General features: G+C 43.9%; 20 protein-coding genes. 14 read left to right on the forward strand and 6 right to left on the reverse strand.

Annotated elements, in window-relative coordinates; genetic code table 11:
- Window positions 1-83: 83 nt before the first annotated feature.
- Window positions 84-1,853, reverse strand: coding sequence for a methyl-accepting chemotaxis protein (locus JOD82_RS06410; protein WP_029514770.1), 1,770 nt, complete (start codon window positions 1,851-1,853; stop codon window positions 84-86).
- A 466-nt stretch (window positions 1,854-2,319) separates the two neighbouring features.
- Here JOD82_RS06410 and JOD82_RS06415 point away from each other — a divergent pair, with 466 nt between their 5' ends.
- From JOD82_RS06415 to JOD82_RS06460, 10 genes are all read left to right on the forward strand, one after another.
- Window positions 2,320-2,790, forward strand: coding sequence for a GNAT family N-acetyltransferase (locus tag JOD82_RS06415; protein WP_029514769.1), 471 nt, complete (start codon window positions 2,320-2,322; stop codon window positions 2,788-2,790).
- Between the two features lie 60 nt (window positions 2,791-2,850).
- Entirely contained in the window at window positions 2,851-3,519 is a 669-nt protein-coding gene (gene rpiA, locus JOD82_RS06420) for a ribose-5-phosphate isomerase RpiA (RefSeq protein WP_209948004.1), read from the forward strand.
- The gene (locus JOD82_RS06425) at window positions 3,519-3,968 is read left to right on the forward strand and encodes a VanZ family protein (RefSeq protein ID WP_165147658.1); all 450 of its coding nucleotides are present in this window, start codon (window positions 3,519-3,521) and stop codon (window positions 3,966-3,968) included. Before rpiA ends, JOD82_RS06425 begins: the two co-directional genes overlap by 1 nt.
- Window positions 3,969-4,167: 199 nt before the next feature.
- The gene (locus JOD82_RS06430) at window positions 4,168-4,629 is read left to right on the forward strand and encodes a MarR family winged helix-turn-helix transcriptional regulator (RefSeq protein WP_013309820.1); all 462 of its coding nucleotides are present in this window, start codon (window positions 4,168-4,170) and stop codon (window positions 4,627-4,629) included.
- A gap of 192 nt (window positions 4,630-4,821) precedes the next feature.
- Window positions 4,822-5,886 carry a cobalamin B12-binding domain-containing protein gene (locus tag JOD82_RS06435; RefSeq protein WP_209948006.1) on the forward strand — a complete coding sequence of 355 codons (1,065 nt, stop codon included), beginning with the start codon at window positions 4,822-4,824 and terminating at the stop codon, window positions 5,884-5,886.
- Window positions 5,887-5,935: 49 nt separating this feature from the next.
- Complete coding sequence (locus JOD82_RS06440) at window positions 5,936-7,651, forward strand: ATP-binding protein (protein ID WP_209948008.1); 1,716 nt, start codon at window positions 5,936-5,938, stop codon at window positions 7,649-7,651.
- A 54-nt stretch (window positions 7,652-7,705) separates the two neighbouring features.
- Window positions 7,706-8,959 (forward strand): MDR family MFS transporter, encoded by a 1,254-nt coding sequence (locus JOD82_RS06445; RefSeq protein WP_029514763.1) that lies wholly within the window; start codon window positions 7,706-7,708, stop codon window positions 8,957-8,959.
- A gap of 19 nt (window positions 8,960-8,978) precedes the next feature.
- Entirely contained in the window at window positions 8,979-9,533 is a 555-nt protein-coding gene (locus JOD82_RS06450; protein WP_039274819.1) for a nucleotidyltransferase family protein, read from the forward strand.
- Between the two features lie 43 nt (window positions 9,534-9,576).
- Window positions 9,577-9,999: a GNAT family N-acetyltransferase gene (locus JOD82_RS06455; protein ID WP_039274816.1), complete on the forward strand. Its 423-nt coding sequence runs from the start codon at window positions 9,577-9,579 to the stop codon at window positions 9,997-9,999.
- Window positions 10,000-10,070: 71 nt separating this feature from the next.
- Entirely contained in the window at window positions 10,071-10,715 is a 645-nt protein-coding gene (locus JOD82_RS06460) for a GDSL-type esterase/lipase family protein (RefSeq protein WP_039274815.1), read from the forward strand.
- A gap of 102 nt (window positions 10,716-10,817) precedes the next feature.
- Here the strand turns inward: JOD82_RS06460 and JOD82_RS06465 are convergent, their stop codons facing one another.
- The 4 genes from JOD82_RS06465 to JOD82_RS06480 form a co-directional block, all read right to left on the reverse strand.
- Window positions 10,818-11,495, reverse strand: coding sequence for a tetratricopeptide repeat protein (locus tag JOD82_RS06465; RefSeq protein WP_029514758.1), 678 nt, complete (start codon window positions 11,493-11,495; stop codon window positions 10,818-10,820).
- Window positions 11,496-11,667: 172 nt separating this feature from the next.
- Window positions 11,668-12,039, reverse strand: coding sequence for an iron chaperone (locus tag JOD82_RS06470; protein ID WP_029514757.1), 372 nt, complete (start codon window positions 12,037-12,039; stop codon window positions 11,668-11,670).
- A gap of 202 nt (window positions 12,040-12,241) precedes the next feature.
- Complete coding sequence (locus tag JOD82_RS06475; RefSeq protein WP_029514756.1) at window positions 12,242-12,772, reverse strand: GNAT family N-acetyltransferase; 531 nt, start codon at window positions 12,770-12,772, stop codon at window positions 12,242-12,244.
- Window positions 12,773-13,042: 270 nt separating this feature from the next.
- On the reverse strand, window positions 13,043-14,077 hold the full coding sequence (locus JOD82_RS06480) for a C40 family peptidase (RefSeq protein WP_029514755.1): 1,035 nt from the start codon (window positions 14,075-14,077) through the stop codon (window positions 13,043-13,045).
- 253 nt (window positions 14,078-14,330) lie between these two features.
- On the opposite strand from JOD82_RS06480, the gene JOD82_RS06485 reads away from it, so the two are divergent.
- Entirely contained in the window at window positions 14,331-15,482 is a 1,152-nt protein-coding gene (locus JOD82_RS06485) for an iron-containing alcohol dehydrogenase (RefSeq protein WP_069011380.1), read from the forward strand.
- Window positions 15,483-15,577: 95 nt separating this feature from the next.
- Here JOD82_RS06485 and JOD82_RS06490 read toward each other — a convergent pair whose 3' ends face one another.
- On the reverse strand, window positions 15,578-16,174 hold the full coding sequence (locus JOD82_RS06490) for a TetR family transcriptional regulator (protein ID WP_029514753.1): 597 nt from the start codon (window positions 16,172-16,174) through the stop codon (window positions 15,578-15,580).
- A gap of 246 nt (window positions 16,175-16,420) precedes the next feature.
- Between JOD82_RS06490 and JOD82_RS06495 the strand changes: the two genes are divergently transcribed.
- From JOD82_RS06495 to JOD82_RS06505, 3 genes are all read left to right on the forward strand, one after another.
- On the forward strand, window positions 16,421-17,542 hold the full coding sequence (locus tag JOD82_RS06495) for an NADH:flavin oxidoreductase (RefSeq protein ID WP_069011381.1): 1,122 nt from the start codon (window positions 16,421-16,423) through the stop codon (window positions 17,540-17,542).
- Between the two features lie 212 nt (window positions 17,543-17,754).
- Window positions 17,755-18,177, forward strand: a complete 423-nt coding sequence (locus JOD82_RS06500) for a MarR family winged helix-turn-helix transcriptional regulator (RefSeq protein ID WP_039274799.1) — start codon at window positions 17,755-17,757, stop codon at window positions 18,175-18,177.
- A gap of 78 nt (window positions 18,178-18,255) precedes the next feature.
- Window positions 18,256-18,837, forward strand: coding sequence for an NAD(P)H-dependent oxidoreductase (locus JOD82_RS06505; RefSeq protein WP_069011382.1), 582 nt, complete (start codon window positions 18,256-18,258; stop codon window positions 18,835-18,837).
- Window positions 18,838-19,158 lie beyond the last annotated feature (321 nt).

The following is a 19,158-nucleotide window of genomic DNA, read 5'->3' on the forward strand; positions in this document are numbered from 1 at the left end:
CCCTTCAAATGCATGAACAGGAGGGAGGCATTACCGAATGAATGATTTACTTATGAAATTAACTTTAAGTCGATAAATGGTTATTATGATTTGCTACGGTTGGTGTCTGCAATTTTGAAATAAGATGTAATTTCTTGAAGCTCTTCAGACATGGATGTTAATTTATGGGATGAATCAATAATCGAATCCAAAGAAGCTTTTTGTTCCTCCACCGTTTGCACAATGTGAACACTGTTATTGGCTGTTTTGGTTACAGTGGAAGAAAGATCGTCTGCTGTCGCTGTCATTTCCTGTGTACCCGCAGATATTTGCTCAGTAGCGCTGGATACTTCTTGGATTTGCCATGCTACATTTTTAGTTGCTTGAAGAATATCATTGAACAGCACGCCTGCTTGTCCAGCAACGACGATTCCGTTTTGAACTTCAACGTTTCCTTGCTCCATCGACTTCACAGCTTGTCCGATTTCATTTTGAATTTCTTCAATCAGTGATGTAATCTGTTTGGTTGCCTCCGCAGATTGTTCTGCCAGCTTACGTACTTCACTGGCAACGACGGCAAAGCCTTTACCTTCTTCACCAACGCGCGCAGCTTCAATAGAAGCGTTCAGAGCGAGCAGGTTGGTTTGACTGGAGATGCCTGAAATGGTACTGATGATATTGCCAATTTCCTGCGAACGACTGTCGAGCAACTTGATGATACGGGAAGTATTGGTTACTGTATCGGTAATCAAGTGCATTTGGGATGATACCTTACTTACAATCTCGTTGCCTTCGTTAGAGCGTTTCTCTACCGAATTGGCTTCTTCCGCAACATTAGAAGAACTCGTGGCAATATTTTGAATGACCGAAGCCATTTCAGCCATGGCACGTGCACTATCGCCTGTTGCTTTTTCCTGCGAACGGATATTCTCCGTGATTTCACTGATGTTTTGATTGATGATGTTGGAATTGATTCCGTTTTGTTCGCAGATTGCGAGCAATTCTTTGGCAGATTCATTGACTTCATCAGTTGTCTGCTTCACCTTGGTCATAATGCTGTTAATATGACTTACCATATCGTTGAAATTCTGATTTACGAGTCCTAAATCATCATGACCTGCATGAATTTGAACATCCAGATTTCCTCTGCTTACTTCGCTGATACCGTACATCAATTGCTTAATCGGGGACAGCGTACGTTTCACAACCCAATATTGAAGCGCCAGGCAGATCAGTAGGAAAATCACTAAAATGGTAGCGCCGCTAATGAGCAGCTTGGTCAATCCTGCAGGTACGGCACCGGCATCTGCATCGACTGCAAAATATGCAAAGATTTTGCCGCTTGGATCTTTAATCGGAGTCATCAAAGTCGTCCATGTACCAAAAGTATCATCGTAGAAGCTGGTGAATGTTGGTTTGCCACTGTCCAGCATACCGGTTACGCCTACTGCCACGACATTGGGTTGCTCATACATAGAGCCAACGAGCATCTTATCTTTTTCAAATGCTTCTCTGAGATCCGTTGGCATCGCCACAATAGATGTCAGATTGCCATTTTCGAGCTCCGTCCCGAAAATATAGGCATGAGAGATATTTGGATTCGTCGCCATGATGTTATCTAGGTACGCGCGGAGTTTGGTTTGAATGGGTCCATCATAATTTTTCTCTTGAACCGCTTGGGTTACTTCATCGGAATTAATGCCCTGGGCCCACTTCAATGTGATTTTTTCCACTTGCCCATGCAATTGGTCTATCAAAATCGTACGTTGGATCAAATAGCTGGACACAATAAGAACTAGCCCAATCAATACGATGTTGAAGAAGGATAATAATAGGTTTTTGGTGAAGAATGATAAGCTACTCCACTTTTTCAAAATGTTCCACTCCCTGGTTGTATTTTTTGTATATGGTGTTGAACCGCTTATCGAATGAGATAATCAAGTCCCCCTTACAAACAAAATAATCGAGATCATAGACCCTTGAATTTTATGTAATAGGTCTTAAGTCCTTTTACAGACAAGTATGATATCCCTATATATATGTCGTACGAAAAGCCCTTGAAATGAATACCTTACACAATAAAAAATTAATTTTAATAGGTAAACGCTGTCTGTGTTTCAGTATATTCCAATTTATACTTCAACTTGAGATTTGAATTCATTACAGTCCATAAGCAACTATTCAACAGAAACCATCATACTTTATAATAGAGTCAAATGCACTTATCAATTTGGGACATTTTTCATATTTAACGTTGTAAATGCTTGATTTATCGCGGTTTTTGTGAATTGTTTGCAAATGAGTCTTTATATCCATGCAAAGAGAAGAGGGATAAGAAGAATGTCCAAGCTTACGATTTTAAAGGTTGAGAGTAATCACGAGGATCTGCATAAGTTGATTCAAAGGCTGGATGAGGACTTGCTGGAAAGGTATCCTGCCGATGAAATTTACTTGGTTGATTTTTCCAATCCGAAAGTTAAAGAAATGTTTTTCGCTGTTGTGTATGTGGACGAAAAACCGGTGGCTTGTGGAGGGCTTAGGCCTATAGATGCGGAAGAAATGGAACTTAAAAGATTTTATGTCGATTCCTCTTATCGCAGACAAGGGATTGCGGTGAGCCTATTATCTTTTTTGGAAGAGGAAGCCAGCAAACGGGGAGTTGTAAGAATTAAACTGGAGACCGGAGCGGCTCAACCTGAAGCGATTGCTCTCTATACCAAGCGGGGATACGAACCTGTTGAACGATTTGGGGAGTATGAACACGATGAAAACAGCCTTTGTTATGGTAAAAAGCTGTCTCTATTAATATAAAGCGTTCTCTTATAAAATGGATGATGATCAATACTAGCCTATATAGCGGGAGAGATGATAATGAATTTAAAGCAAAAAGCGGCCGAAAAAGCAGTTGAGGCGATTCAGGACGGTATGAAAGTAGGACTTGGTACAGGCTCGACAGCCTTTTGGGCTATTCAAAAAATCGGTGAGCGTGTAGCGCAAGGATTACATATACAGGCTGTAGCTACATCCCAAGCGTCGGAAGATCAGGCCAGGGAGCTGGGAATTCCCATCATTCCGTTTGATCAGATTGGAAGGCTTGACGTTACCATCGACGGTGCAGATGAGGTGAATGAGCAGCTGGTGCTGGTGAAAGGTGGAGGCGGAGCCTTACTGAGAGAGAAAATTGTGGAAAGCAATAGCGACCGATTAATTATTATTGTCGATGAGTCCAAGGATGTGAAGGTGCTGGGTGCATTTCCTTTACCTGTTGAGGTCGTACCCTTTGCCAGTGAATGGACGTTGGAGGCCTTGCGGCAGACGGGCTGTAAAGCGGAGTGGCGTATGAAAGACGCCGAGCGCTACCTTACGGATAACGGTAATTATATTGCCGATTGTCGCTATGGTACGATTGAGAATCCGCAGGAGTTGGAAATCCGCTTGAACCAAATTCCGGGAGTAGTCGATAACGGACTGTTCATTAATATGGCGGACCAGGTGATTATCGCACGGGCCAATGGACAGATCGACGTCCGTAACAAGTAATGTCTAGGACCCGTCTGCTTCATCATGTGGCATTGGTGTTATTGATTTTATATACAGGACTTCTATTATATTGGATGTTTCTCGGTTTTGGTCGTACATTACGGCCAGGACCCCCGTATTCGTATAATATTGTGCCGTTTGATACGATCAGGCAATACTGGCGGGCAATGGAGTCGTTTCCTTTTCGGGTATGGGGTGTTAATTTGCTCGGTAATATTGGCGTATTCATTCCCTTCGGTATCCTTGTGCCTATCATTTGGGTGTCCATGCGAAGTATAGGCAGTCTGTTGTTAACGATAGTGATCGCACTGGTCATTCTTGAGGTGTCCCAAATGCTGCTGGGCGCAGGTACAATGGATGTGGATGACATCATACTGAATGTTCTGGGAGTATTATGCGGCCGTATTGCCTACGTATTTTTACGTAAGAAGTTAGGGATTGCAATATAATCGTCCTGCTCTCTGAATCAGTGTGTTAAGACTGGCTGAGAGCGGACTTTTTTTACATAATGAACTGTAATCTTCACATAATAGACGACAATTCCTCCATTTTTAGGCCGTAGGAGTAGGGGGAGGAACGCTTAAACTTGACAAAAGCGCACAATTAAGATATCTTGGAATAAAGATATGAGTAACGGAGGCTGTTAATATGTCTGTAAAACCAGATGATCAGGACCTAGCACTTAATTTGTTCGTTGTTCTGGCTCGTGCTTATAATTCGGTCACGTCTCGTACGAATCGGGACATTCATAGTCATGGATTAAATACAACAGAATTTGGTGTGCTTGATCTGCTGTATTATCGGGGACCCCAGCCTTTGCAGAAAATTGGAGAAAAGGTACTAATCTCTAGTGGGAATATTACGTACGTGGTAGATAAACTTCAGAAAAAAAACTTGCTTACCCGTCGTGCTTCGCAAGATGATCGGCGTGTGATTTATGCAGAATTGACTGATGATGGACGTCATTTCTTTGAGCAAATATTCCCGCAGCATCATCGTGTTATTATGGAGACCGTGGATGGCTTATCCGTGGAAGAGAAGGAGCAGGCTATTCATCTGTTAAAAAAGCTTGGACTAACGGCTGAGGGGCAGAAGAGTAACGGATCATAAATTGTGCATGTGCAGGTTAAATCTGCTTTAGATAAAATACCGACTTTTCGGTATTTTATTTTTTTGTCGTATTATGGGGGAGTAGGGTTAATGTAGAGACGCAAATCAGGTATAATTGTCTAATAGTCACGTCCGGAACAAATTCCCAGTACCTGTTTCGAATACAAAACCTTGTCGGGGAAGGAGCTGTACATGAGTATACAGCAATACACCGCAGGTGAATCGCTATTGATGCAAGCAGGAGCTTTGGCTGAATTAGTTACCCATAAGCAATACGAATTACAGCCCGATCTTTTGCAGCGTTTTGGGGATAACGGTAAAATAAAGACAAAACAGGATTCCATATATAGTTTGAACTATTTGGCTGAAAGTGTAATCATGAACAGCCCTATTTTATTTACACAGTATGTTTCTTGGTTAAAAAAGCTTCTGGAGGGTTTCGGGATAACCCAAGAAGATTTGAGCATCAATTTCAGATTAATCCAGGAGACGTTGGTAGAGCACTTCGATCATACGAATAAAGTCATGGTGCTGGAGCACCTGGATTTGGGGATACAGCAAATTGGGAAGAAAGAGGAGTATGCCTCTTTTATTACAGGTGATAATCCCTATGCTGCTGACGTGGCTCAATATTTGGAATATTTACTCTCAGGTAATCGCAGACAGGCTTTGGATTGGATCGTTCGCTTGCTGGATGAGGGTATCTCTATTCAACATACGTATAAATATATTTTTCAAATTTCGCAATATGAAATAGGCCGTCTATGGCATGAAGGCAAAATCACCGTCGGTCAAGAGCATTTTTGCACTGCCGTGACTCAATTTATTATTTCAAGCCTGTATCCCAGATGGATGGGGAGTGGAAGTAAGGAACGCTGCCTGGTGGCGGCGTGTGTAGGCAGCGAGCAGCATGAAATTGGAGTGCGTATGCTGGCTGATATATTTGAAATGGATGGTTGGGATACGTATTATTTAGGCGCCAATGTACCTAACCGGAGTTTGCTTCAGGCCATTGTGAGTTACAAGGCGGATGTAGTGGCTATCTCAGCTACCATGGCTTACCATGTCCATCTAGTGAAAGAGTTGATTGCTCTCATTCGGCAAGACCCAACGACTAGCCATGTGAAAATTATGGTCGGAGGCTTGCCTTTTAATCTCGATTCCCTCTTGTGGCAAGAAGTAGGGGCGGACGGATACGCACCAGGTGCGGAAGAAGCGCTGGAGATTGCGGGTGACTTACTTTCGCTCAGGAAATAAGGTTGGTTTTGTGAACCTGTAAGTCATTTTGTAAAGGGGGCCTTTTAATATGAAGGAACCGACAGCAGAAATGGCTGTTCTGCGGAAAACGGTCGAACAATTAACGGATGAGATAGTGAAAAGCAAGGCTGAGGAAGAAAAGCTGCTGAATGAATTTTCAGCGATGAACAACGAGCTGGTTAATCTGCAGCGTCAGCTTGCCAAAAGCAATGCGGAATTATCACGGACGAAGGAAGAAGCGGTACGGGCTAATGACCTAAAGAGCACTTTTCTGGCTGTGGTTAGTCATGAATTCAGAACGCCAATGAACGGAATACTTGGAATGATCGAAATGTTAGGTTCATCCAAACTTTCCCCGGATCAACGGCAGGCCATCGGTGTGATACGTGAGTCAGCCTCCCTGTTGTTGAACATGATTAATAATCTGCTTGATATATCCAAAGTGGAAGCAGGACAGATGGAACTGGAGATCGGAAACGTCAGAGTTCAGGCGATTATGAGCCATGTTGCTCAGTTGTTGGAGCCGCAAATCTATCAGATGGGTAACCGGTTGAGTATAGAGACCGATACCGGTGTGGCAGAGCATCTGGAGGGAGATTCGGCAAGGATCATGCAGATCTTGCTCAATCTGTTGAACAATGCGAATAAATTTACGAGTGAAGGATTGCTCATCATTCGAACAAAATTAGTGGAGGAAACAAAAGACTCCCAACGTGTTCGGTTTGAGGTGCAGGATTCGGGTATTGGGATTTCACCGGAGGATCAGAATAAGCTGTTTCAGCCTTATGTACAAGCCGGTGAAGGCAGCGCCTCCCAATATGGAGGAACGGGTCTAGGGCTATGGATATGCAGTTCATTTGTGGAACTCATGCAGGGAGAAATTGGGGTCGTCAGTACAGAAGGCCAAGGCTCCACGTTCTGGTTTGAAATTCCCCTCATGAAAGGATTGGAGCAGGCAGGCGAAATGGAGAAGCATGAAAATGGTGATTTGAAGGCATTTAGCGAGTTGCTGCGTGAGCATAGTCATTCTCAAACTATTTTGGTGGCTGAGGATAATCGGGTGAATCGGCAGGTGGTGCAATTACAGCTTAACCACTTGGGATTCCAGCATATTGATTTTGCTGAGGATGGACAAGCCGCAGTAAGAGCGGCCTCCGAACAATCCTACGCTTGTATTCTAATGGATCATTACATGCCTCTGCTAAATGGTCATGATGCGGCAAAAGCGATCCGCCAGAGGGAAGCAGAAAACCAGCAACCACCTGTACCGATCATTTCTTTGACTGGAAATGTGTCTGAGGAGGATCAGGCACGGGGCCGGGAGGTTGGAGTGAACGATTACTTGATAAAGCCAGTAACGATTGAAAAGCTCTCTGAAAAGCTTGTCAAATGGCTTCCAAAGCCGGAAACCGAGCCGATTTTGGATGAGGAAGTTATACGTGAAATTATGCTGCTGGACGAGGATGGCAGCACGGGACTACTGGAGTCATTGGTCGAAATGTATACAAGTGATACACCTGCCAAAATCAATAAGTTAAGAGAACTGGCTGCTGCGGGCGAAGCCACAAAAGTAGTAGAGGCTGCTCATGAGTTGAAATCAGGCAGCGTGAGTCTGGGTGTCGGGCGTTTGTCCTCGTTGCTGTCCGATATTGAACAGCTTGCACGGGAGAACCGACTCGAGAATGCGAAAGCGAAGTTGTCTGCGCTCCAATCTGTCTATCAAGCAACGTGTTTAGAACTGGAACGCTATATTCACCAGTGCTAGACCGTTTCCCCCCCTTTATTAGACTTGCACCGGAAGGAGAACGTAAAGGCATATATGAAAGAACAGTTGCGTTCCATTCACCCGCTGGCCTGGACGATTATTGTCGGTACTATTTTCGGGCGGATGGCGACATCCATGAGTATCCCGTTTTTGTCAATTTACCTTACCACCCGTTTAGGGGTGTCCCCCTTTCATACGGGGGTGATCGTGTCGGTAAGCTCGTTGGTCGGCATTTTTGCCAGCTTTTACGGTGGATATATTTCAGATCGAATCGGACGGCGTAAGGTGATGTTGGTGTCCATTGCGAGCTGGGCGCTTGTATTCGTTGCTTTTGCGTTGGCGGAAGCGGCCTGGGCCTTTTTTGTCATTAATGCTCTAAATGGACTGTGCAGGTCCTTGTTCGAGCCAACCTCGCGGGCGCTGTTATCAGATGTAACCCCCAAGGAGAAAAGACTGCTTATCTATAATATGAGATATGCGGCCATTAATGTTGGGGTAGTGGCAGGGCCGTTGCTTGGTTTGATGTTAGGATCTGCATCCAATGGTACGCCGTTCATGGTAGCTGCTGGTGTGTACGCACTATACGGAGTACTGTTGTTGATCCAATTTGCCCGTTATGCATCGGATCTGCATATAGGTACAACGGCGAGAGAGGCTCCACTGCGAATGGCTGAGGCATTCCGTACAGCCAGCCGTGATCCGGTGTTTATGCCGATTTTGCTGGGAACGGTATTTTGTGTGATGGGCTATGCGCATTCCAATTCCACAATGCCTCAATTCTTGTCCTTATCCTTCGCGGAAGGAACTCGATGGTTTACATATATGCTGACGGTCAACGCGGTTTGTGTATTGGCATTTCAATATCCGCTGGTGCGGCTGGCAAGCCGATTTTCCCCGGTGAATTCTCTGATTGCAGGGAATATATGTATTGCGGTCAGCCTGTTGCTGTGCGGTATGCTAAACTCAGGCTGGATGTTTATACTGGATATGGTGCTGTTTACGGTTGGTGAAGTGTTATTGTTCACGATGCTGGACGTATTGATTGACCAAATTGCAGATGCTCAATATAAAGGGACCTACTTCGGTACAATCGGCTTTAATAATTTGGGAAGCGTGCTGGCTCCTTTATTTGGTGGCTGGTTGCTGGATATCTATGGTCAAACGGCGCCGCTTGTTGTTTTTGTTCCGGTTGCCCTGTCGGTTGTGATTGGCATTCCGTTCCTTCTGGTCGCACGCCGCCGCCTGGTGCAGCGTACAGCACGGATCGCGGCTCAAGGAGGAGAATCGGTGCAGCAACTGTCATCATAAAAAGGGAGTTGAGTGCAGGATGAAGTCGGAAGAAGATGTGCTACGAGTCATACAATATATGAATGATCCGCAGGTACTGGAAGACTTGCGCTATGTGCGAGAGCTGAAGTTGCCGCAAGGATGTATTGCCGCAGGCTATGTACGTAACCGCGTTTGGGACAAGCTCCATGGGTATACAACGGCTACACCTTTAAACGATATAGATGTTATCTATTTTGACCCGAAAAACACGCTAGAGGAACGAGATGAGTATCTAGAGTTGTCCTTGAACCGTAAGCAGGCCGGACGTAATTGGTCTGTCAAAAATCAGGCTCGGATGCATTTTCGCAACGGGGAGGCTCCTTATTCCTCGGTAGAGGATGCGATGAGCCGCTGGCCAGAGACGGCAACGGCGGTGGCGGTTAGATTGAATGACAAGGATCAAATAGAGGTCATTTGTCCGCATGGATTGGAAGATCTGCTGGATATGCGGGTACGACAAAGCCCTTTGTTTCGTCACACAACGGCTTATCGTCAGCGTGTATTTGAGAAGCAATGGCTTGATAACTGGCCGTTGCTTATTATGGAGAATTAGAGTGAAATCCTAATTTTAGGATATTAAGGAGAGACGACAAACAATGTTTAAAAATATAAAAATAGATTCAGATCGTGAGGAAGTTCTGGAGCTGTTAACCTACGCCGTGCTGGATCACCCTGAACGCGGAGAAGCAGTTTTACGTACCTATCAAGCCTCGGATGACTGGAAGCTGTTCGGTGTAGAAGATGAAGGACTTATTGTAGGTATTGTCGGCTTTGAGGACCAGGAGGATGGAACAACTGTAATTCGCCATCTGGCCGTGTTGCCTGAAAACCGTCATAGAGGATATGCCAGAGGTATGCTACTTACGCTCATTCAGGAGCGTAATCCAAAACGGCTTACTGTGGACACGGATGCGGAGGGGGCAGATTTTTTCCGCAACGTGGGCTTTGCCGTGTATGGATCAGAGGATTTGCCGGATGGTGGGCAATTCCATTGTGTATATGAAATAGACGAAGAATAAGCGAATCTCCGGGTCCCGCGTCCCTCTTTCTACATAAGATATGTTATGCAGAAAGAGGGAGGTGGGTTTCATTGGCGTACCACTACACAGCGATTGGAGATTCTTTAACAACAGGTGCAGGGACGTTGCTGAGCGGCGGATTTGTACCTATCTATCGGCGAATGGCAGAAAGACATCTGCGTACGCCAGTCAGTTACGAGAATCTGGGAATTAACGGGCTGACATCGCAGGAGTTGCTGTCCATGGTCCGAAACAATCCACTTTTTCGGTCGGCGATCAGCCGGGCTGAACTTATAACGGTAACGATCGGCGGGAATGATCTGCGCCCATACATCAGCGCCCTTGCTGGAGGGTCCGGCTTATCGGGTTCTTCCATTCCACAAGCGTTGAATCACACAAAAGAACATGTACGCCAAATTGTACATGCCCTGTATCAGATAAAGTCCGGTCAGCGTGAGCCATTTATTATTCGAATGGTGGGATTATATAATCCTTTTCCAGAAGTAAGGGAGGCGGGAGTATATGTGCGTCAGTACAACTCGTTTCTCTATACATTAGGCGGACCGAATTACCGGGTGGCGAATATTTATCCCGCATTTGAGGGCTATGAACGGGCACTACTTTCGTTAGACCGGGTGCATCCGAACAGTCGTGGTTATCGCGTGATTGCGGAAGAGTTGAATCGGCTTGGTTATGCGCCATTAAGGCGAGCGTGAGAGGATGCTTTGGATCAGACAAAGTATATTAAAGAAAGAGGTTCATGATGACAGTAGAAACTGACCATTATGAACCTCTTTGTTTGCGTTAGTAGGCGCTGTTTAGCCGATTGATTTACGAAATAAGCTACGCGCAGCCCACTTGCGCTCACTTCGTTTGCGGTATTTGGGTAGAGAGCGATAGACGGCAATGGACTGGTTAAAGGCTATAGTGGCTTCATCCTTGCGTCCCAGCATACGGTACATCAAGCCTGTCAGATAATAACCCTCGCTGGAAGAAGACTGAATCTCCTGAAATTGCTGCAGATAATGAAGCGACTTATTGACGTCACGTTCCTTGAAAGCAGCGGCTAAATGCAAATAAGGCTCACCGTACTGTACCCGCGGGTTAATATCCAGTGCTTTTAGTAAATGTTGTTCTCCATCCTCCAGATGGTTTGTATGTACTTCAGCCGTTCCCCGTGCGTTCCAATAGTCTGCTGAGTCTTCATAACGGGATTGAATTTCCAATAAGAGCTCCAAAGCCTGCGGATATTTCTTGCTTTCGATCCAGATACGAGCCAAATCGAACCTAGCAGCCACATCGTTGGTGTTTAGCGCAATCTGTTGGCGCAATCGAGCGGCATTGCGTCTTCTTTTCCATGGTTTGCTGATGCTGGGCAATACACCGACAAAGCTACGATCCAATATATAGATCACGATTAAGAGTACGAGCAGTGCCAGAAACGGGTTGCCGAGCAAACTCCATAGTAGAGAGAAAATTAAAAATTTCCCAATCATTTTTCTCCAATCCTCCTGTGCATGTAACAATCCATACTTTCCACATTATAGCATAAAGCCGCTTTAAGGGGCATTAGCCTGATGAGATTTCGAAGGATGGTAGAGGGGGTGAGAAGAAAAACACTTATTTGTGATGCTCGGTGTATAGTTTTACGAGAAAAGGAACCTTTTTTTATTCCCGCCAAAAGGTTGAACAGTCTGCCTTATCCAAAATATTAAACTCGATCATTTTCTCAAGTAATGAGAAATCAACTGGACTATCCCACTGGATACGTACCAACTGCTTGGTGTGATCATAGCCAGCCTGCACAATTAACTCAGAAAAATGATTAATCCCTGCCTTTTCAGGGGCAACGGCCAAATGATGTTTGGCTACGCTAAAGCCAATAATAAATGTGCTGTGATCCGTAAACATAGGCTGATTCCACGCAATTTTTGGCATTAAATTTGGAAATTTCTTGGTTACCCAAGCCAATACTTCTTGCGTTCGAGCCCGATGTTGGGGGTTATCAATATGCGCTAAATATTCTGCAAAAGCTTCCATGTTGTTCCCTCCTTAATTAAAAATTGTATCGTTCAGAGAAGTTCCTCGAACCTATTTGTCGTTAAAACTCCTCATAGAATGGCTCAGACACGTTCTTAACAACACCTATTTCCAACGATATATATTTTCAAACTAGATAGTCAAAATGGTTTACTATCAATTTATCGCAGCAACATGCTTCCCAAGATGTAAACAATACCTTTTATGTCCTGTTATATTCCTCAGAAAGAATAGAGTACAAATATGAATCGTGAAATTCGCCTTTGTAGTACCAGTGTTCTCGCATTATACCTTCACGTTGCATTCCGATCTGTTGCATAATCTTCTCAGAAGCCTTATTTTCTGGACGACATGTTGCATAAATACGATGGACATCAAGTGTGCTAAATCCAAAGCCTAGCAGGGCTCGTGCCGCTTCTGTTGCATAACCCTTTCCTTGATAATCTGGGTTTAGAATATAGCCCATTTCTGCATTAGTATCTTTGACATGAATACCAACACCGCCGATCAGGATTCCAGTGTTTTTCAGACATATGGCTAGTTCGTAGTCTTGTCGTGGCATTTCCTGCTGTGAGGCTAGAACTTGTTCTATATATGCCTTTGTATCTTCTTCTGTATTGGGTCCCCATGCTGTGTGCCTAGTAACTTCAGGCAATGACGTGTAGGTATGTATACTTCCCCAATCGGATGTACAAATATCACGAATGATGAGCCGTTTTGTCTCAAATTGCATAACGATTCCTCCTGTCTATAATTAGCATACATATTCGTGTTTTTTGCACATTCTATTAATCCTATTTAAGCAGATCTGATGGGGAAGATCCAAGATTTTGAGAGAAAGTGCTAGAGAAGAGGATCGAATTACTTGTTGAACAATGGGAACGAATCAATACCTTTTGCCACCTGAACGCAAACCGCAAGGGAGGCGTCCGGCAAAAATGCAAACAGAAAATATTGAATGTGGTACTGGAATAGCCCGCTATTATTAGCCATCCAGTTTGTCTTAAAACAGCCTGCGGGCTGTTACGAAACGATTCTGCCATTTACCATCAAGCGTGTCAAAATGAACGCCACGTTCTTTGGAGAATGTATGCAACAATTTGTTGTTCCCTGCATAAATAGCCACATGGCCGATCTCCAGGCCGCGTGCGCTGAAGAACAGCAGGTCGCCTTTACGTAGCTCGTTTAGCCCGACCTTCTGGCCTTCTTTAGCCTGATCGTAAGAGACACGGGGGAGGTCGATGGAGAGCGTATGTCGGAACACTTCCCCCACAAAAGAAGAACAATCAAAGGTCGATGTCTGGCCGCTTGCTGCGCCGAATTCATAAGGAGTACCAAGGAATTTCTCTCCGTAGGCGATGAGTTCATCTCCCTGCCGTTCCACCAGGGATGAGCTGGTATAATCGCTGTATTTGGGTTTAGCCGATATGTATCCGGTCAGGTTGTCTTTAGTGCGCACTTCCAGCCAGAGGGCATTGATCTCACGGATGACATGAACCTTTTCGTTGGCTGGAATAAGCCGCAGGGAAGGGGAAGCTCCCGACGAATCCGGTTTGCTGCGCAGGTTGACTCCCGAAAGAACCGTTGTAAAAAAATCGTTACTGGAGACAATCCGAATCGCTCGGGTCAGGGCATCCCACTTCACTGTGCTCCCAAGTGCCTCGCTCACAAAACGTAGTGGAATCATTGTGTTGCCCTCAACAATTTGTCCAGGAACATTCAGGGACAGCGTTTTGCCGTTTAAGGTGGCAGCAAGTTCCCCCATACGGTAGGTCAGCACCGCTTCATTTTTGGTAGCTGTTACGGTTTTGCTGGATGCGTTCCAGGAAAGCTCGGCTCCTTGTGCCTCAAACAACTGGCGCATCGGGACGAGCGCTGTTCCTTCTAGCAGCAGCGGCTGGGCAGCAAGCTGAAGTGGGCGGTCATCTACATAAACGGTCGTCACCGGAGTCAGCGGTACCGACTTCGCATACGACGGGTTTGCTTGGAGCAGTGATACTGCTAGCAGAGCTAGCAATGCTTTCTTGTTGATTGTCATGCTGTCATCACCTCATTGTGAATATGTTCATCTAAGTTGTACGAGGCTTCCTCCGATTAGTTGTGTACCAAATATTGGACTGATTCGAAAAACGTAAACAAACAAAAATAAAACCAATAAATATCTGTGTTTAATTGTTGACACCAAAATAAAATAAAGATAACATTATATATGTGAAATATTTCACTTTTGAGAAATACCCTTATATTTAGCGAGGCAACAAGAAGTGAATCCTTTAGGAGGCCGATTTTATATGAGCGCACATGTATTTTTTGTACCATCTATCAATCTTATGGGAACAGGCTGTTTGCAAGAAGTTGGGCCGTATATAAAAGAACTGAATTTAAACAAAGCTCTAGTCGTGACGGATAAATTTTTGATGAAGAGTGGTATTGCAGGCAAGGTTACATCTTTGCTGGATGATATTGGATTGAACTATGCGGTATACGATGAAGTAAAACCAAATCCGACCTGTAAAAATGTACATGATGGTGTTCAGTTTCTGCAAGAAAATGAATGTGACTTTTTAATTTCGATTGGCGGAGGATCACCACAGGATACGGCTAAGGGAATCGGCATTATTGCCACCAATAGGGGACATATAACCGAGTATGAGGGCGTTCATAAATCCAAGCATAAATCGCTTCCTATTGTCGCCATTAATACCACAGCAGGAACATCTGCTGAAATCACGATCAATTATGTCATTACGGACGAAGAGCGCAAGGTCAAGATGGTTATGGTTGATAAGAATAGTGTAGCTACGATTTCAGTAAATGATCCTGAACTGATGGTAGATAAACCCGCCGCATTAACGGCAGCTACAGGGCTAGATGCTTTGACCCATGCCATTGAAGCTTTGGTTACGCCAGGTGCTTATCCTGTAACGGATGCAACTGCCTTGGCAGCAGTAGAAATTATTTTTAAACATTTAGCTCGTACAGTGAGAAACGGTCATGATATAGAAGCGCGTGAGCAAATGGTATACGCTATTTTCTTGGGAGGACTTGCATTTAATAATGCCGGATTGGGTTACGTTCATGCGATGGCGCATCAGCTTGGCGGCGTTTACGATTTGCCTCATGGTGTTTGTAATGCCATGCTGCTGCCAATCGTGGAGGAGGAGAATGCCAAGCATGTACCGGAGAAGTTTCGTGCCATCGCTAAAGCCATCGGTTTTGAAGATAAGGGGAAAACGGATAAGGAATGCGCAGACTATGTAATCCAAAGAATCAAAGACCTGTCGAAGGAAGTAGGGATTCCTTCCAAACTTTCTGAACTAGGTGTAAATGAAGTGGATTTGGATCTGCTTGCCGAGAACTCAATGAAGGATGCTTGCGCTCCGGGCAATCCGTTTATACCTAGCAAAGAACAAGTTATCGAGATGTTTAAGAAAATTCTTTAAATAAAAGAGGCAATTATTTTACTAAATACTATAAGGGCTGTCCCAGGAACTGATCGAAGTATACTGGGAACGGCCCTTTTTATTCGCATTTTCTACTAAGAGATTTGTGAGACTAGAGATAAGACAACCCCATTGAAGATTAAAGGCACAGCTCTCTCGGCTAAATCTGTAGGAGACTCTTTTTTTCCTTCCACATTCCAGCGAAAGGTTACACCATAAATGGACCAGCTTAAAATGGTCGCGGCAAGTTCTAACGTTCTTTGGTCTGTATTATTGGCTTCTCTTGTTATGAGTTGAAGTATGAATTGCTGTAATTGATTCTTAATATGTTCTTCCAGGATCGGTGCCACTGAATTATATTTATGAACGCATTGGTTACTTGAGTCGTGATAGTCACATAACGAAAGAATAAGTTTCTGAATGATCTCCTCCGACAAACGTGCCTCAGCATCAATCCTCTTGATAACATACTCCAAAAATGCATCTGACAAAAGGGTTTCAAGCAGTGCATATTTATCTTGAAAATGTGCATAGAACGTGGCGCGGTTAATGGTGGCTTTTTGGGTAATGTCATTGATCGTAATCGTGTAGAAGTCTTTCTTATTTAATTGGTCAACGAATGCGTCGAGAATTAATCTACGTGTTCGAATGACGCGAGGATCGTTTGGGTTGGGTGAAGTTACACCAGGCATCCTAAAGACACTCCTTTCAGGTAAATCAAATGATTCCCCCATTATAAACATGTGTTGTTTTGTCAACAAGTGAATTTAGATATACAACAATTTCATAACCCTTTTGGTTAAGCAACAGAATGAACATTTTGTCGGTTGAATGATAAATTAAACATTGCTAACATTTCACTTGCACCCCGTTTGATGATGCACGAGCCTTATATATAATCCTTTAAAAGAATAAAAGAAAATGAGGAGGTACAATCCTTGAGTAATCAACCGCAAAATGTTCATTCAACAGAAGCTTTATTTCAACCTTATACCATTCATAATCTAACCCTACAGACTCGTATTGTAATGCCGTCAATGGGCCGCGCTTTTTCACCAAATGGTGTGCCAGGACCGGATGTAGCCGCTTATTATCGCCGTCGCGCAGAGAATGATGTAGGTCTTATTATTACTGAAGGCGCAGTGATTGACCATCCGGCTGGAACAAGTGAGCCGAGGATACCTAATTTTTATGGGGAAGCGGCTTTAAACGGTTGGGCTGAAGTGGTCAGACAGGTTCATGAAGCTGGTAGTAAAATTTTCCCACAGCTTTGGCATATGGGGATGGCTCGTCCTTTGGGATCTCAGCCGAATCCCGAAGCGCTATCGATTGGTCCATCGGGGCTGGATCTGGAAGGCAATAAAGTGACCGAGCCGATGACAGAAGAAGAAATTGTCAAGGTCATTCGCGCCTATGTCGATGCAGCTGCGAATGCGAAACGACTGGGCTTTGACGGCGTTGAAATTCACGGAGCGCACGGCTATCTGGTTGATCAATTCTTTTGGGAGAAAACGAACCAACGTACGGATCGCTATGGTGGCGATATCATAAAACGTGCTCAATTCGCCATTGAGCTTGTGGAAGCTATTCGTGCTGAGGTTGGCCCTGACTACCCTATTGCCATGCGCCTATCCCAATGGAAAATGAATGATTACAACGCAAAGCCGTTCGATACACCGGATAAACTGGAGCAATTCCTGAATGTATTAGTAGAAGCGGGCGTGGACATCTTCCATTGCTCGACACGTCGCTTTTGGGTACCTGAATTTGAAGGCTCCGATTTGAGCTTTGCCGGATGGGTGAAGAAGCTGACTGGAAAAACTACGATTACGGTTGGCTCTGTAGGTCTGGATGAGGATTTTGTAAGTTATATCGAAGGGAAAGGGGCAGGACACCAAGATATTAATGAACTTCTGGAACGGCTCGACAACAATGAATTTGATCTGGTAGCTGTTGGGCGTGCGCTTCTGGGCGATCCTGCATGGGCTACGAAAATACGTGAAGGCCGAATTCATGATCTTCAAACCTTTACACCTGAGGTACTTCAAACGCTCAACTAAAACATATCATACTTCGAATACCTCTTTATTTCATAAATAAACACTGTAAGCCAAAATACTCAAAGTCAGGTAAGGAACTTTGGTATTTTGGCTTTTTTATGCGGCTGCGATAGTAGTCCATCATGAAACATTATAGATTAAGTCATATTTGCTTTTAGTTCAGACTGGTATCAATACTTGATATATATAGATATCTATGTAATAATGTTTGTATGTTAAAAAATAATGCAGCTGCACTGATAGGAACCATTAGAGACTCGATCAATAAATTGATTGTGTCTGAGCTCGAATCGAATGGAATTGAAGGGATTGTTCCTACTCATGGCGGAATCCTAATGTTCCTTTATCAAAACGACGGGCTTTCCATTAAGGAATTGACGCAAAAAATTTCTCGTCAGCAACCCACGGTCACTGTCTTGATCGACAAGCTAGTGAAGTTGGGATATGTCGAAAGAAAAAAAGAAAGGGAGGATAGCCGAGTTACCCTGATATTTCTGACCGATAAGGGAAGAGAGATAGAGCCTGTATTTGAGATGATCTCCAATAGATTACAAGAAACCATCTATGGTGGTCTCAAAGATGAAGAAAAAGAACAACTGGAATATTTGCTGGAGCATGTCAAAAACAGATTATAAATTTTTTTAAGTAAATGTATAGATATCTATATTAATATTAATATCAAAATAACAATAAAACATCTGGAGGTTATTAAAATGAAACATCTTATTATCTATGCTCACTCAAACGCAGAAAGCTTCAATCACGCGATACTCGAAACGGTTGTAAATACCTTGAAAGAAAAAGGTGATGAAGTCGTTGTACGCGATCTTTATGCCCTTAATTTTCAACCTGTATTAAAACCTGAGGATACTGCCGCTATGAGAGCAGGGCAAACTCCGGCTGATATTAAATTGGAGCAGGAATACATCTCACAAGCGGATACGATTACTTTTATTTCTCCCATTTGGTGGACAGGTCTTCCGGCTATCCTGAAAGGTTACGTTGATCGTGTATTTGCATACGGCTTTGCATATACGGCTGGTGCGGAAGGGATTAATAAGCTGCTTACAGGTAAAAAAGGTTTTATCGTGAATACACATGGTACTCCCAACGCAATCTACGATGAAATCGGTATGACCGCAGGATTGAAGATCACATCCGATACGGGAATTTTTGATTTCGTTGGAATTGAATCCGTCGGTCACTTGCTGCTTGGAAGTATCGGCTACCTTGATGAAGATGGCTATAAAGGGCTGCTAAAGCAAGTCCAAGATACGGTTAAAACGGTGCTGTAAAGTCAGTTCATTTTCTCTTAGAAACGTAAGACAGTCTTTAAATGATGAGGTCAACCCGTATTTAGTGGTTGGCCTTTTCTTGTAAATGTTAATACTTCTCTAATATAGTCCAAACAACAATCTCATTTGGAGCTGCTCAAATCCCCCTTTTCCTTGAAATTCTATGATATAACACATTTCCAGAACCTCATAAAATAAAACACTCCTTGTTGTCTCCTCTGGGTGTCTCACAGTCCACGGTATAAAACCTCCTGTTACTGGACATTCAAGGGGGGGATAAAGTATAAAAATTCACAAATATTTCATTGTTATTATCGTGGG

Origin of the sequence: Paenibacillus sp. 1182, assembly GCF_017833915.1 — a bacterium.
GTDB lineage: Bacteria > Bacillota > Bacilli > Paenibacillales > Paenibacillaceae > Paenibacillus > Paenibacillus polymyxa_D.